The following is a 16,243-nucleotide window of genomic DNA, read 5'->3' on the forward strand; positions in this document are numbered from 1 at the left end:
GACTTTTCAAAATTTTCTAAATAATGTTCCCAGGCTTATCATAATTTGGATATCAGCATTTAATAGATCTAAAAAATCTTAGGTAAATATACTTTTATATTTAAAATAAATCTTATCCAAATCAGTTTTCTATTTTTACATAGAAGTTAGCCCAAAATTGATATTATTTTACATTCTGGATAATAAAGCAATTCTGATAATAATTTTTGCTTCAGATTTTCTTGAATCTCTCTAATACAATAAATTTTATCACTGTTAAAAAAAATTAGTATTATTCTGACAAAAGCCATAACCTTATTAAATGACTTGCAGAGATATAATCATGAATAAGACTCAGTGAAAAGATCCTATCACAGCAATCATAATTATTTGATATTACCTCATCTATTTCATTGTATTCATAACAATTGAATAGATGAATGAAGAATAAAAATATCTGTTAAATAAATGTATAAAAAAATCCTAGCATCAGATTATCATACCAAAGTATGGGAGAGTCACGCGACTACTGTCTACAAAGCAAAGACCTATAGAGTAAGTAGATCTAAGAATAATTTTGTGGCGAAATAATCACTAATTTATAGATTTAATCGCAAAATCATAAAGTTGTATATGTTCTTTAAAATATTAAATAACAACTGATAATAAAACCCTATATTCAAAGGTTTATGATAATTTTACAGGGTATTATTGCACCTTTGATCCATAACTATATATACATTAGAAAATTCAGGATGGGTTTGATAAACATATAGTTAAAATAGAGGATATTGGAAATGAATACAATTAAACATCTGCGGTCAAATTGATGGTTATTAAAATTACCAAAATCAACATAATGCATAATAGTCTTATGGGAAAAGTAGTAAACTACAGAAGTAAATGTGTAAACTAATAGGATTATACAATGGTATCAAGGTACAAAAGAAGTGGGATTAAAAAACTCCAAGAACAGATAGACCAAAAATCTATTTAATAGCATGAAGTGGGCTTATATGCGTTTTCATCATATCCTAATATAGTCAGTATATTAGTCAAATATTTGAAGTCAGATTATATTGAAGTAATGATAGAAATGAATTATCACTAGAAAATTAATGATCCTCATATATAAATTTGACAACTACATCTATAAAAGCTTACTACTGGCTAATAGCCGGCCATAAGTGAACTATGGCTCTGTCAAGTCAAATATCTACAAAAACTTTTCGCCTAACAACACTCAGAGTCAATGGGGATTATATACTAAAAGCCCCTTGGTAATTATGGCTACGGTAAGAAACTATTAGGATTAGGAATGATTCACATATCTATAGCATCTTTAGTAAGTAGCAGGAAAACGTGCTGATTTAATGCTAGAGTTAAACACTAGTTTAGAATCAACCACTCTAAAGCTGGAAATAGAAAACCTGGTTAGTTTAGTAATCAAATTAACCTCAGTTGACTGAATAACTTTATTGCATTAGATTTTTGTTCTATCTAACATTAATCTTTCAGTTTGATACCTTCTTTGGAAAGAGCTTTACTTTTAATTTGATATCAATTGATAGTTATATAAACATCAAGATTGCTTGATTCTAATAGCTTAAGTCAAATTATTGATTTTTTATTTTTTACAAAAATCTATGGGTAAAGCCTTTTTCCTGCCGATATTATCTTGCCAGGCGTTTAGGTAAACTTGATATTAGTTGGTGCGCGAATTCTAGAAAAGTACCCCTACAATCACATAAAACCCACTAATGAGTTTAATCTTGAGGAGTTCACTATTTGTCACAATAGAGTATGGTGGTGTAGTTCCCAGAAATATTGGCAACATAAACCCATATTTGTCTTACCACTCTGACAAACCAACAATGCTTGTCAGAGGGTGATACAAGAGTTGATGTTAACATATTTTCCCTTAAATACTTTCCCCTGATACTATCGGGAACACGTAGCAATATTAAGGGAATATGGAAGTAGTAACTGTAGTTAATATGATAACTACATAGTTGACATATACAATGCCTGGAATAATGATTACAGAATCCATGTATTTTAGAGGAATTGATTGAAGAAACAGAGGTAAAGTGAGAAATGACTAATAACTCCGCATCCCAAATTAATAATAATGAATTTGATGAAGCAACAAGTAAAATAGAAACACCCCAGATAGAAACTGGAGAAAATGCAAGCGTATCAAATACTGGCAATGTCACTAATATATCTGATGATAGTGCTGTTGAATCCTCTGCCATGGCAGAAATGACTAAACAAATTAATTCTTTGAAAATACAACTAGAAGAACGCAGCACTCAGTACATGCGAATTGTGGCTGATTTTGAAAATTACCGCAAGCGTACCCAGAAAGAAAAAGAAGAGTTGGATATACAAGTCAAGCATAATACAATTACCGAATTGCTATCAGTAATTGATAATTTTGAACGAGCTAGGTCACAAATAAAACCCCAAAATGATGGGGAAATGAATATACATAAGAGTTATCAAGGTGTTTATAAACTACTAGTAGATAGTCTGAAACGTCTAGGTGTATCTTCTATGCGCTCTGAAGGGCAACCCTTCGATCCCAAGATCCATGAGGCGGCTATGAGAGAAACCACGGATGAACATCCTGAAGGAACAGTACTAGAAGAGTTAGTACGTGGGTATTACTTAGGTGACCGTGTACTGCGCCATGCAATGGTCAAAGTATCTGTTTCGCCAGAAGACACATCCTCTATAAAGGAGGAAAGTCAACTTTCTGAGGATAAATGATTAACATTATAAAATTAAACTATTCAGCTAGGTACTTTGTACTTTCTATGGCAAACTGCCAATTATTTGTTGTTAATTCGCCTAGTCAACTTGGCTGTTAGAGGTATGCCCTAGCTATCCTCAATAATTGAAGACAGGGGAAAAGGAGTTTTTAACCTTTAGCCTTTTCCCAGTCACAAACTTTTAACTAATTGACTTGTTTGATTAGACTTTTTGACTATTGAGTTTAAGTATTATCAATAAGTTAATAAATATGATAAAATAAGGGAAAGATTTTACCGTTACTTAAATTAACTTTCGTATACTAGTCTACATTAAATCTTAGTAGACTAAATTAATTTTAGTATAAATACTGACTAAAAAAAATATCGGGTTAGACATTGAAATTACTAATATTTATATCGCAGTTCTGGAATATGGAAAACTACTAGTTATTTTTAATTCTTAAGGAAGTTGAATTACTCCAATTATTGTGGATTTTAGAAAAATTAGAAAATTTTTTGTTGAATAATGATACCAACAGCAGGCTATTCTCAATACCAAAAATACAATTTATGGTATTGAGAAATTTATTAGTGGTTTCGTAAGATTATTTGGAGGGTTGAGATAAAATTATTAGAGTATGTGTTAATTTTGAAGGAATACATACTCTAATAATTTTAATAACTGTGGTAAATATATTTTTTCTTACATGATTGACATCTTTAGGGCATAAGAAAAACTATAATTAGGCTTTTAATCATGACAACTTGATATAAAAAAATTACTAGTAACCGCAAATAATACAAAAATTCAGCTTCCCATATAGAATAAATTTCTATAATCTCCTATCTATGGCTCCTTACATTATTAGTTATATATAAGGGGATTAAAATCCAAATTAGATGGACTAAATTTAAATAATTGACTATTTCCAATTGCTGAAAATATCTTCATTAGTTAGATAATTATAAGGGGGTATAATTAATATCTTTAAGGTATAGACTGCATGTTTTTAATATAAGATTTTACTTAAAATTATCTTCATACAAAATCCCAGGACTAGATTTTTTTTTACATCATAGTTTTATATGTTTTTGTAAGCAGCTACTAAAACTGGGAAGATAGAATATCAGGCTAATGATTAATAATGGAAATTATCTCCTAACTCTTATCATTCAAATTCTAGGAGATGTAATTAGAAAATTATTGAATGTAACACTATCATTCCCAATAATAATTCTTAGGTATTTTCTATAATAGTAGATAGACAACTTTCTTGGAAAATAAATTTACTAAAAAGTAAAAAGAGTTGGATTGAACAAGGCTCTTTCCTAACCTCATTGCTATTCTATAGGTTTGATAATTTGTGATTAATATCAATGGGGATTATTAATATGTATACTGAAGATAAATAAAAAGTTAAAGAAGAGAGTTCATAAATTACTAATACTAGTAGTTTAAATATTAATGCAATTAAACATATATATTGGGAAATAGAACTTTGTCTAACTAGAATAGGTAATGTTTTGAATATATAGTAACTATACATCAAGCAGATAATTGGACTTTTAATTATGTAAAGTACTTTAAAAGGAAATTCTAGTACTGTTGCAGAATATATGAAAACCTTAGTAGGGGAAATCTGTATCTACAGATAAAAATACTACCAATTCAAATATTATATTTAAGAAATAAAATCATTGCGGTTAAAAATATAGAACATATGGAAGCAGTCAATATGGATAACCTGAGTACTAGAAAAAGAGAATGTAAGAATAGTTAAGATGCTTCACCTCAATGTATTATTAGATCTTTACAGGTGACATATTCTCAATAACTATTAAGGAACTATACGTAAAATTAATTATATCTGGTAAAATAGACAAGGTGGACTTTTTCGACCTAGTACTCTCCCTAATGTTTAAGTCATTATTAATGCCATAGTGTTTGTAATCTGTACCTTTATTCAAATAATAGTAATCTACTTTTACATTACAGTGTCTGTAATGTAAAAGTAGTTAATAATTGACTTTCCTTTGTTGAAGTTTACTAGTAAAATATCAAATACTTTACTATCAAACTCTTTACTTATATGTGGTATCAATTATTTTTGATTCTGACGATTGCTTAATGTTTAGTATTATCTTCATATAGTCATTTATTAATATTCTATTATCCTTTATTTCTCAAAGACTCTACTGCTCTTGATTCTGACATAGTATTAAATACTTATTTCTTGATTATTTTTCCCACATATTATTATGAAACCTAATATCACTTTAGGTTTCATAATCGATAAGAGCATCTAAGTTATAAATTCGTCCTAGATGACCTACTATAGCTTTTAATAATTAATACTTAGCTATTAAATAAACAACCCCTCCAATATTTTGAAGGGATTTATTAACTTACTAAATGAATCCTAGGAAAATTTATGGCAATAGGGAATATAATAACCAAACTATCCATTGAACCTAATTAACCTATTTTGAAAGATTAGACATTACATTACGTACAGCTTGTAACGTTTTCTTTATATCTGCCTCAGTATGAGCTAAGGAAGTAAAACCAGCTTCAAATTGTGAAGGGGCCAGATAAATTCCTTGCCTCAGCATTTCTTGATGAAAATATCCAAACTTATTTGTATCTGCTTTTTGAGCATCTTGATAATTATGTACTGGTCCAGGAGTGAAAAATATCCCAAACATTCCACTTATTTGACTACCACATACTGCATGACCAGTTTCTTTTGCAATCAAAAGCAAACCATCTACTAAATACTTAGTTATTTTGTCAAGGTATTCATAAGTGCCAGACCTCTGTAGCAATTCTAGGGTTTTAATTCCAGCAGTCATTGCCAAGGGATTACCAGAAAGAGTCCCAGCTTGATACATGGGGCCAGCAGGGGCAACCATTAGCATGATATCACGACGACCACCATATGCACCTACAGGTAACCCTCCACCAATAATTTTACCAAGAGTAGTGAGATCAGGAATAACACCAAACTTTTCTTGAGCTCCACCATAGGCGACACGGAAACCTGTCATAACCTCATCAAATACTAATAAAGCCCCATATTCTTGGGTTAATTTTCGTAGTCCTTCTAAGAAACCAGCTTTTGGGGAAATGAATCCCATATTACCTACAACTGGTTCTAAAATAACCCCAGCAATCTGGTTGCAGTTTTCTCTAAATAGTAATTCAACGGCTTCCAAATCATTGTAAGGAGCTATTAAAGTGTTGCTGGTAACTGATTTTGGAACTCCCGGGGAATCAGGTAAACCAAGGGTAGCAACTCCTGATCCGGCCTTAACCAAAAACATATCTGCATGGCCATGATAACAGCCCTCAAACTTGATTACTTTTTCTCGCTTGGTAAAGGCTCGCATTAATCGTAATACTGCCATACAAGCTTCTGTACCAGAGTTTACAAACCTTACCATTTCAATACTGGGAACAGCAGCAATTACCATTTCCGCCAGGATATTTTCTAATGCACAAGGTGCACCAAAGCTAGTACCTTTTTCCAAGGCCTCATGGAGGGCTGTAATTACCTCTGGATTAGCATGACCACAAATTGCAGGGCCCCAAGTATTTACATAATCAATATATTGATTACTATCCACATCCCATAAATATGCACCCCTAACATGATCGAAGACAATTGGTTGTCCACCAACAGATCTAAACGCTCGGACAGGAGAACTAACTCCTCCTGGCATTAGGTGTTTGGCTGCTGCAAAAATTTCTTGTGATTTCGTAGTTTTAATTTGTTTATTTACCAAGACTTTCTCCATAAGAATAAGAAAGGAAAAACTATATTTTGTGAATAAGGCTTAGGATCACCTTAGAACTGCCATCATATAAAATGATGATCAGGATAGCCAAGACCATTTTAGATATAAGAAGAATAAATTAATTGGTTAATAAAGCTAGTAAAGAGTAGAACATGAAGTCATACACAAAAACCTTGACTTATCCTGTCTTTTTCTTTACTTCAAAAGATTACACTTATCAATAAGTTAACTTAACTTTTTATATTCTTTATGGTATTATTAAGCAATAGCACTATCAATATTTCCTCATTATCATACCATATTCACTTTTAATTGGGGAGGCAAGTCATACTTAGAGTATTTTCTTCATAAATACTATGTATTGTATGTTTATTTTTGTAAAAACTGTATTTCTTATACCTCTCATGGACCTAATTCCAATGTCCTAAAAATTCTTACCCAAACTACTGTGAATTATCTCATTGTTGTAGTTAAATATTTTTAAGCGCTGTTTGGAAACCTATTAAGTGTAAAATATTACTAATAGCTTTAACATTTTTCAAAAAAATAAAAAGCAGATGCCAGAGGTATTTATGTTTTACAACTTGCAATAATTTGCTAACTGATAAGATCCCATAATATTGAATGGAGCTATTAGAAGTAATAAAAGTATGGGTTTCTTTTGAGTTTCGAGAATTTTCTAGATCAAATTCAGTGAATCGCCTTGTTAAAGATATTACATCAAATTCTAAAGTTACTTATATAGCTTTCACAATGACAATGTTTGCTGAAAATTCTAAACTTAATTGGGTATTTTTGCTTGTAAAAAAATACTTCTGGGCTACTCACTATTACTAATACTTGCAGCAATGCAGGATGCGTTAATCTACTGTATATCAATAAGTTCTATAAATGATGCGATACTAAAAGGGTAGATTCTTTACATATATAATACTTTTCACTTGAATTGAAATTTGTTAAACCAAAATATTACTACGTGATTTTACAGTCTCTCTCCGGTGATAAGGTTACTAGTTGATCAGGTTTTATGTTTAATACTAGACAAATACGTTCAGATATTTTGTTTATTCATATTCTTCAATCCTATCATAAGGATAATGAATGATATTCATCATTTATTATTCTGAACTTCGGTAGTTACATTTATTTAATAAAATACACATAAATGCTTAAAACATGGTTGCTCAGAGGAAGCAATATAATTTTCAAAGCCGATGGCGGGATTTGAACCCGCGACCACTCGATTACGAGTCGAGTGCTCTACCACTGAGCCACATCGGCATAAACAGCTAGCAATTATAGCAGTAATTATCATAGAATTATGATAGGAAAAAACTACAGTTATCATTATAACTTAATAACTTATAGGAGTCCTCCCCTGAACAATATACCCATCTTAAAGCTGAAGCTGCAAGACCCTATAATGTATTAAGGAGATTTTTTTATTTAAGTTTTGCTACTTCTGGCTCTATTGACATATTTATCTTTGCTCTCCGAGTAATAGCTGGAAAATATGCTGACAATCATTTACCTAATTTGGCTTTGCAAGTGGGGTTAGTAGTCCTGATGGTATTTTTATGGTGTTTAGATAGGGATGGGGAAAATAGTATATGAAAAATTTATATGTCATTGACGAAAACTATACATAACTTTATGTGCATATATTACAACTTTTTATAAAGTCTATAAAACAAAGAAACGAGTGGTTCTATTCAATTCTAATATGGATTGTGTATAAAAATAATTGAGAAAGCAAATAAATGGAAAATATTTCGCTAGTTTAGAAAAACATACATAAGCAAGAATAAGGGGAGAATAATGTAATATAAATCAAGATTCAATAATGCTTTCAAGAGAATTGCTTGGTATCACCCGAAAGAAAATATATATGTTTATGAATAACAAGACAAAATCAAGCGTTAAGAAAATGGATAATAAAAACTAAATACCCCAATCAAATTTTATACTTAGGTCAATAGGTTAGGTATAGATAATAGAGAGCAACATCCTTTATCCTTTTTGTTACTCTAAAATAAGGTAAAAGTCTTACAATTGTAGAATTGGAAAATGTAATTAGCTATTTATTATAACTCCCACTCTCCAAGTAGGTCTCCAAGTAGGATAACTATTTTCCCTAAGGTCCTTTGAATAGCACTTTCATGGATGTTGATTTGGTATTTAATTACGATACTACCTAGAACTAAGATTTATTATTGGGTCACTTCATTGCAGTTTATATATTGTTATCTTTACTAGGTCAATCTATCACTAGTATCATTTCCATTATCTAAGATACTTTGTAATCAAATTACCTTTAAAAAACACAATTTTTTTTCTCTGACTGTAATGGGAAAGCGACTTTCAAGATTACAAGTACGATATTATTTATAAGGATAGAGTCTATGCTGTATAAATTATTCCGAGTCTATTTTTATGATAAGTCCTACTCCGGAGACTTACACCATGAAAAAATTGCTAGGTTTTGAACATATGATTCATACATAAAATGTGAATGATAGTTGGTAAATCAGGGAGAAGAATTAAGAAATAGCTCGCTCCAGCTTATTTCTTGACTATATTTACTGCAAACGGGTACTTATACTCCTGGCGTGAGCTGGTAACCCTTCTGCTTCTGCTAAAATGACTGCAGCTTTACCAATTTTTTGTAAGGATTGCTTACCACATTCTAAGTAGGTAATTCGTTTCATAAAATCATATATACTTAATCCGGAGGAGAATCGTGCAGAGCGTGCTGTTGGCAATACATGGTTAGGGCCACCTACATAATCACCAATTGCTTCTGGGGTATATCTACCCAAGAAAATACTACCCGCACAGCGGATATGTTGAGCTAATTGATGTGGGTCATCTACACAAAGCTCCAGATGTTCCGGTGCTAATTGATTTACTAGAGGAATACTAGCATCTAAATTATCTACCACAATAACAGCACCATGTTCTTTCCAACTTGCATCTGCAACCTTTCGGGTGGATAAACATGGTAGGATACCAGCGATACTATCAATTACTGTTTGGGCAAAGTCAATAGAGTCTGTAATCAAAATTGACTGGGCACAAGGGTCGTGTTCCGCCTGAGATAATAAGTCCCAGGCAATCCACTCAGGATTATTCTTATCATCGGCAACTACCAGAATTTCTGATGGCCCAGCAATATTGTCAATTCCTACAGTGCCATGCACTTGACGTTTTGCCTCAGTAACATACGCATTACCTGGTCCGATAATTTTGTCTACCGGGGCTATGCTTGCAGTCCCGTAAGCTAGGGCAGCTATTGCTTGTGCTCCTCCAATACAGTATATTTCTGTTATCCCAGCAACTTGGGCTGCTGCCAAAACTGCAGGATTTATCTTCCCATTAGGGGTGGGAACAGTCATAATAATCCTTCTGACACCAGCAATTTTTGCAGGCAATGCATTCATCAGTACAGAACTTGGGTAGCTGGCTCTACCTCCAGGTACGTAGATACCTACAGTTGATAGAGGCACCCAATTTAAACTTAAATTCACTCCCACAGAATCAGTGTAGACAAAATTTTGGGGTACTTGTTTTTGATGAAAAGCAGTAATGCGTTCAGCTGCAAATTCCAAAGCCGTAGTTATATCAGCTGAACATTGTTGGGCATAGTAAGTAATTGCCTTTTGACTCAAGCCGAAAGAAGTAGGACTATGATTATCAAAACAGCTAGTATATTCCCTAATTGCCTCATCACCACGTACTTTGACATTAGCAATAATTTCTTGTACTGCCACACTAACATCGACCCTAGACTCCCGACGATTGTTGACTAGGGCTGAGAATTTAGCTGCAAAATCTTGGTCAGTAGTTTTCAAGAAGTCCATGTACAAATTCCTAGGCTTTGTGCTATTATAATGCTCTGCTAGTTCGAAATCATTTTATATTTTGGGTTGTATAAAAGTTTTAGTATTACTTCTCAGTGCTAAGCCTGATAAATTAAAAAGTCCTTAATGCAGAGTCAATCGTTGATTCAACAGTTTGGTAGGCAAATCTCATTATATAACTTCTTTGATGTCAACAAGTATATATAATTATCAGCAAGCTGGTAGTATGTTGATGCTTTTACATAGAAAAATAATATTACGATTAGGCTTTACTTCAGAAGGAAAAATAAAAGAGTTTTATTAACTTCTCTGTCTTTCATACTGAACTAATATTAATAATCTTAGAAAAGTATATTGAGCTAACACGACTCAATTTTTATAGATATTAATTATTCTAGTAAGTAAAATGGTAAAAAACAGTTATGGATTTTGCTTGATTTTATCTGATTGATACTCGCTTTTATACCACAGAAAAATCCCTGCTAAGCTGAACTTATAAGATTTTAATTAATTCCGATCATTGTGGCTAGAACTCATCTATAGTTGTCCAGTTAATAATATATGTTTAGTTGTATGCACAGTTTTACTCTGAGAAACTGGTTAGTATTCATAATCAAAATAACCACAAGTAGTGAGTTAATATTTATAAGCTTGATAGGTAATTTTTCATGACTACATTTGATTAGGACAATTTAAAAACAGAAATATTTATTTCCGGTGGATATTGGATTCTTAACTCTAAGGTAACTATTATATTAATTTATTATTTGATAGAGCTAGAAGGGAAGCTGGTAAATTTCTTAAACCCTTACATAAAAAAATCTCAGAAATAACTATTTTTGAGACTAACTAGAGAAATGCTACCAGTTAATTATATCAAGATATAGTTCAAAACGCAGATAGATCAAATATAGCTTTTAATTTTTCATATAGAAATTAAAAGCTATATTGGGTAAAGCAAAACTAGTTATGGTAGTAGTCCAAAATAGTACCTTAATTAACTAATATCCATGGTATTTCATGGAACATAGATATTATTAGGTATGGAACTTTGAATCAAAACTTAAAAAAATATACTTATACTTACTATCCTATCCGGTTGCTATTTTTTTTAATATTCTTCTAACACCTTTCATTTTACTTGTTTCTCATAACATTTATTTTTGTTTTTGTATAAATAATCCTCGCTTCTGTTTAGAAATTCTTAGAGCAGCTCCTATTCTGGTTTTCACTATATTTATATTGTCTTGCTGATATATCTTATAAAGATGTTGCTACTTGTATTAAGCTATAGAAACTATAACTGTGAATTATGACTTTGATAATCAAATCTTTTGATTGTTACTTCCACAAAATACACCACTGATCATATATGAATTTATAATAGTTTGATACTTCGTTCCCTCTCTCTAAAAAATTATATAAATTTTCGATTTTAATATATTAATTTTACTTTTTATACCTAACCTAATTCAGATTTTTGTGAAAAATTCCGGTTCTTATTCTTGCATATAGGGTTTCTATTTTTATTTTCCTACTTATTAACTTTATTCCTACTTTTTAGTACATCATATGATTAATATGGCTTTAAACTATATTCAATTATCTAAATCAATAATTGTTTATCTTAATTTTATATGTTTTTGTATTCTGATAACCTCATTAGCAGTAGAATATCTTTTTCATATTTAACTCTATATCCTAGACCATATTACTTGTGTAAATACTTCACTGATGGAATTTCACATAGCTTTTTTCCTAACCAAAGATATAACTTACCGATACGTTTTAGTAGATTAATTGCTGGTATTGAAGATGCTTGCAGTATAACTGATAAAAACTATTTTAATATTTAGTCTAGATTACTGTAGTCTATATTTAGTTTTTAATCTTAGCATTTTTAAATTTCACTAAATTTTATTCAACTCACTGGAGATAGCATTGTTTTGATCTTAACATCTCCAAGTTTAGTTTGTATCCAAATTTGTGAATAACTAAACACACTATGATTCAGAATAAATCAACAGCTATGAGGGTTTTCAAACCTTTAGACTTACCTTATAAATTCCTCTTATTAAACTTTCCAATTAAGGTACTATTATTACTAGATAATAAGACAGATTAATTGCCCGGTTGTAAATACTGTATATCGCACTTTCCTCAGTTAGTTCTAATCCCCGACAACCTATTACAATCAAGTTGGTATTTACTTCATCTGCCATATTACAAATGATAGAAGCTAGTTTTCTTCCTTTCTAGCGAAGAAATAATTTCTCTATATGAATATCTACCTTCTTACTCCTCTAATATACCCAGTATTATTAAACGACTGCTGTAAGTGTTAAAAGTATAGGTGACAGCATCATCAGCGGTTTTTCTTACCCCATGACTGTAATAAATTGAAAATAAAACTGTTTTGAAAATTTCTCTTACCTCCTTTCCCCTGAGTCCGGTAGAATTTTGATGTTTGCATTTATAAGACAATAATAAAAAGATAATCAGGAGACTTCTACCATGTCAAGAAAAACTTTGGCAAATTTATCTTCTGCCGACTTATTTGGTAAACGTGCTTTAGTAAGAGCTGATTTTAATGTTCCTATTGATGATGCAGGTATGATTACTGATGACACTCGTATTCGTGCGGCCCTACCAACTATTCAAGACTTAATTGCGAAAAAAGCTAAAGTTATTCTAACAAGCCACTTTGGTCGTCCTAAAGGTCAAGTCAATGAAAAAATGCGTCTAACCCCTATTGCTAAGCGTTTATCTGAGCTATTGAGACAAGAAGTCATTAAAACTAATGATTGTATTGGTGATGATGTAACTGCAAAAATTGCGTCTATGCAAAATGGACAAGTGGTTCTACTAGAAAATGTCCGTTTTCATGCAGAGGAAGAGAAAAATGATGCTGAATTTGCAAAGAAATTAGCTGCTAATGCTGATTTATATGTGAATGATGCCTTTGGCACTGCCCACCGTGCTCATGCTTCTACTGAAGGTGTAACAAAATATTTAAGTCCTTCAGTTGCCGGATATTTGATTGAAAAAGAATTGCAATATTTGCAGACAGCAATTGAAAACCCCCAACGCCCCTTGACTGCAATTATCGGCGGTTCTAAAGTTTCCAGTAAAATTGGTGTTATTGAAACCCTGCTAGAAAAATGTGATAAGTTAATTATTGGTGGGGGAATGATTTTCACCTTCTACAAAGCGCGCGGGTTAAATGTAGGTAAGTCTCTGGTAGAAGAAGATAAATTAGAATTAGCTAAGTCTTTAGAAGAAAAGGCCAGAGCAAAGAAAGTAACTTTCTTGTTGCCCACTGATGTGGTTGTTGCAGACAATTTTGCACCGGATGCTAATTATAAAACTGTTAGTGCAAATGATATTCCTGACAACTGGATGGGCTTAGATATTGGCCACGAGTCTGTAGAAATCTTCCAAGAAGCCCTCGGTGATTGTAAGAGTGTTATTTGGAATGGGCCGATGGGTGTATTTGAATTTGACAGATTTGCTGTTGGTACAGAAGCCATCGCTCGAACTTTGGCAGCAATTTCTAAAAGTGGTACTACAACTATTATTGGTGGAGGTGACTCTGTTGCAGCTGTTGAAAAAGTTGGCTTAGCAAACCAAATGAGTCATATTTCCACCGGTGGTGGTGCTAGTCTAGAATTGCTAGAAGGCAAAATTCTCCCTGGAATTGCTGCTTTGGATGAAGTGTAGTACCTATCATTTCAGTTTTATTTTGAATCAAAACGAATTTCTTTCAATAGTCCGAAGACTTTTTATTATACCAATACCATTTTTCTAAGTGGCAATTGAAGTTATATCCCCAAGCCATTAAAGCAAATTGGGGGTATAACTTTGAAGTTTACAGTCATAAATCCATATTAATTACTGTAAAATGCCAACAATATGTAGTAGACCATGACCTGTAATCATTTCTACAATTAAAGCAATAAATCCTAACATTGCTATCCTCCCATTCCAAACCTCTGCAGAGATGGTGATTCCCCATTCCCAACGTTCTGGGGGGTAAATTTTTACCTTCTTCTTCATTTGATTAATTTGAGTGAACGTGAGGGAAGATGGCTCCAAGCTCTCAATTACTAAATTAGCTAGTGCTTGAATAAATAGAGGATGGGTATTTAAGGCAGGTACACGACGGAAGTTATGAATGCCTGCTTTCTCTGCTATTTCTCGGTATTCAATATCAATTTCTTCTAAAGTTTCGATATGTTCAGAAACAAAGCTGATAGGTACAACAACTAGCGTGTTAACACCCTTTTTACCCAGGTCCTTGATTGCATCATCTGTATATGGTTGTAACCACTCTACTGGACCAACTCTACTTTGATAGGCCAAGGAATAATTGTTAGGACGATTGAGGGTAAGCATAATTAATTCTGTACATTCTTCTATTTCCTGCTGGTAAGGATCCCCCGCTTCTTCTACATAGCTTTTCGGTACACCATGGGCACTGAAGAAAATATGTGCCTCATTAGGATTTAACAGTTGGTCTAGTTCCTGACTAATTAAATCTGCCATTGCCTGTAGATAACAAGACTGCTTGTACCATGAAGGAATAGCATTGTATGCCATTTGTTGTAATTTGGGATTTTTCTGCCAAAGTTTCTCTAGGAGTCGGAAACTAGAACCACTTGTACTAATAGAAAATTGTGGGTATAGGGGTAAAATAACCAGATGTTTTATATTCTCTTCTGTGATTTTAGTAATGGCCTCCTCTGTAAAAGGGTGCCAATAACGCATACCGATGTATATATTGGCATCTCTTCCCAAAGTATTCAATCTTTCCTTAAGAGCTTTTCCTTGTTGTTCAGTAATACTTCGCAAAGGAGAACCCCCGCCAATTTTTCGGTAGTTTTCCTGTGATTGACTCGTGCGCCTTGTTGCAATAAACCAAGCCAGGGGTTTTTGTAGCCAGGAAAATGGCAACCGAATAATTTCCGGGTCAGAAAATAAATTATACAAAAACGGTCCCACATCTTCTAATTTATCTGGACCACCAAGATTAAGTAATAAGACACCTACACGACCCATAGCAGTTATGATCCCCCTGGCTTCTTTTACGTTTTTTACTAACATTTATAATGTGTCTTTACTTAATATATAAGTTAACGTGAAGAAATAAAAAAGTGGCAACTATTCTAAGATAACTAAGCTAACGTCATCAATGGCTTTATGATGGTATATCTGACATGTTATCCCTGAGTGTGGGTGGCAGAGAGCTTTTCCGTCAAATCGCATTGCAAAACTTAACTATTAGTTCAAATACTCGGGTTTTAGACTTATGTTGTGGTTGCGGTCAAACGACGGAATTCCTGATTAAGTCATCTAACCACGTTATTGGATTAGATACCTCACCTCTATCTTTAAATAGGGCAAAAAGGAATATTCCCCAGGCCATTTACGTAGAAGCTTTTGACGAAAATATGCTGTTCGAGAATGAATCATTTGATTTAGTACACATTAGTGCATCACTACATGAAATACAACCAGGAAAATTGCAAAAGCAAAAGAGTATTAGGGAAATATATCGAGTTTTACGAAATGGTGGGATACTTACTTTAGTGGATTTTCACCAACCAGCCACCCCTATGTTTATAACAATTTTATGGTTATTTTTTTGGCTATTTGAGACGTAAACAGCATGGAAGCTCCTACAGTTGGATTTAGCTGCATTGTTAAGAAAAATAGGGTTTCAAGTTAATAAACCTCAATTATACTCATGGGGGTGTTTACAAGTAGTACAAGGAGTCAAGTATTAGATGGAGAATTAAGTTCCAGATGATCTTTAATTCAGAATTTAATACTTCATAACTACTGTAA

The 16,243-nt window shown here is 32.5% G+C and carries 6 protein-coding genes, 1 tRNA gene and 2 pseudogenes; 4 read left to right on the plus strand and 5 right to left on the minus strand.

Annotation, left to right across the window (positions count from 1 at the left end; genetic code table 11):
* Positions 1-2,076 precede the first annotated feature (2,076 nt).
* A complete protein-coding gene (gene grpE / locus RINTHH_RS07000) occupies positions 2,077-2,754 on the plus strand; it encodes a nucleotide exchange factor GrpE (protein ID WP_044304833.1) in 678 nt (225 codons plus the stop codon).
* Positions 2,755-5,219: 2,465 nt separating this feature from the next.
* Here grpE and hemL read toward each other — a convergent pair.
* Both hemL and RINTHH_RS07015 read right to left on the minus strand, forming a co-directional pair.
* On the minus strand, positions 5,220-6,524 hold the full coding sequence (hemL, locus tag RINTHH_RS07005) for a glutamate-1-semialdehyde 2,1-aminomutase (RefSeq protein WP_008234710.1): 1,305 nt from the start codon (positions 6,522-6,524) through the stop codon (positions 5,220-5,222).
* Positions 6,525-7,745: 1,221 nt separating this feature from the next.
* Positions 7,746-7,817, minus strand: a tRNA-Thr gene (locus RINTHH_RS07015).
* A gap of 108 nt (positions 7,818-7,925) precedes the next feature.
* Here RINTHH_RS07015 and RINTHH_RS10485 point away from each other — a divergent pair.
* A pseudogene (locus tag RINTHH_RS10485) lies at positions 7,926-8,150 on the plus strand (DUF3493 domain-containing protein); the annotation flags it as partial.
* A 965-nt stretch (positions 8,151-9,115) separates the two neighbouring features.
* On the opposite strand, the gene hisD reads toward RINTHH_RS10485, so the two are convergent.
* Positions 9,116-10,396 (minus strand): histidinol dehydrogenase, encoded by a 1,281-nt coding sequence (gene hisD / locus RINTHH_RS07020; RefSeq protein WP_008234714.1) that lies wholly within the window; start codon positions 10,394-10,396, stop codon positions 9,116-9,118.
* A 2,087-nt stretch (positions 10,397-12,483) separates the two neighbouring features.
* The gene (locus RINTHH_RS11385; protein WP_008234715.1) at positions 12,484-12,618 is read right to left on the minus strand and encodes a hypothetical protein; all 135 of its coding nucleotides are present in this window, start codon (positions 12,616-12,618) and stop codon (positions 12,484-12,486) included.
* A gap of 292 nt (positions 12,619-12,910) precedes the next feature.
* On the opposite strand from RINTHH_RS11385, the gene RINTHH_RS07030 reads away from it, so the two are divergent.
* A complete protein-coding gene (locus tag RINTHH_RS07030) occupies positions 12,911-14,116 on the plus strand; it encodes a phosphoglycerate kinase (RefSeq protein WP_008234716.1) in 1,206 nt (401 codons plus the stop codon).
* 171 nt (positions 14,117-14,287) lie between these two features.
* Here the strand turns inward: RINTHH_RS07030 and hemH are convergent, their stop codons facing one another.
* The gene (hemH, locus tag RINTHH_RS07035; protein WP_044304842.1) at positions 14,288-15,454 is read right to left on the minus strand and encodes a ferrochelatase; all 1,167 of its coding nucleotides are present in this window, start codon (positions 15,452-15,454) and stop codon (positions 14,288-14,290) included.
* Between the two features lie 149 nt (positions 15,455-15,603).
* Between hemH and RINTHH_RS07040 the strand changes: the two are divergent.
* Positions 15,604-16,182, plus strand: a pseudogene (locus RINTHH_RS07040) (class I SAM-dependent methyltransferase).
* Positions 16,183-16,243: the final 61 nt, after the last annotated feature.

Source organism: Richelia intracellularis HH01 (genome assembly GCF_000350105.1).
GTDB classification, from domain to species: Bacteria; Cyanobacteriota; Cyanobacteriia; order Cyanobacteriales; family Nostocaceae; genus Richelia; species Richelia intracellularis.

Bases quoted from the DNA above. Each gene is read 5' to 3' on its own strand.
- grpE (WP_044304833.1), top strand. From the start codon at position 2,077: ATGACTAATAACTCCGCATCCCAAATTAATAATAATGAATTTGATGAA.
- hisD (WP_008234714.1), bottom strand. From the start codon at position 10,396: ATGGACTTCTTGAAAACTACTGACCAAGATTTTGCAGCTAAATTCTCA.
- RINTHH_RS11385 (WP_008234715.1), bottom strand. From the start codon at position 12,618: ATGGCAGATGAAGTAAATACCAACTTGATTGTAATAGGTTGTCGGGGA.
- RINTHH_RS07030 (WP_008234716.1), top strand. From the start codon at position 12,911: ATGTCAAGAAAAACTTTGGCAAATTTATCTTCTGCCGACTTATTTGGT.
- hemH (WP_044304842.1), bottom strand. From the start codon at position 15,454: ATGGGTCGTGTAGGTGTCTTATTACTTAATCTTGGTGGTCCAGATAAA.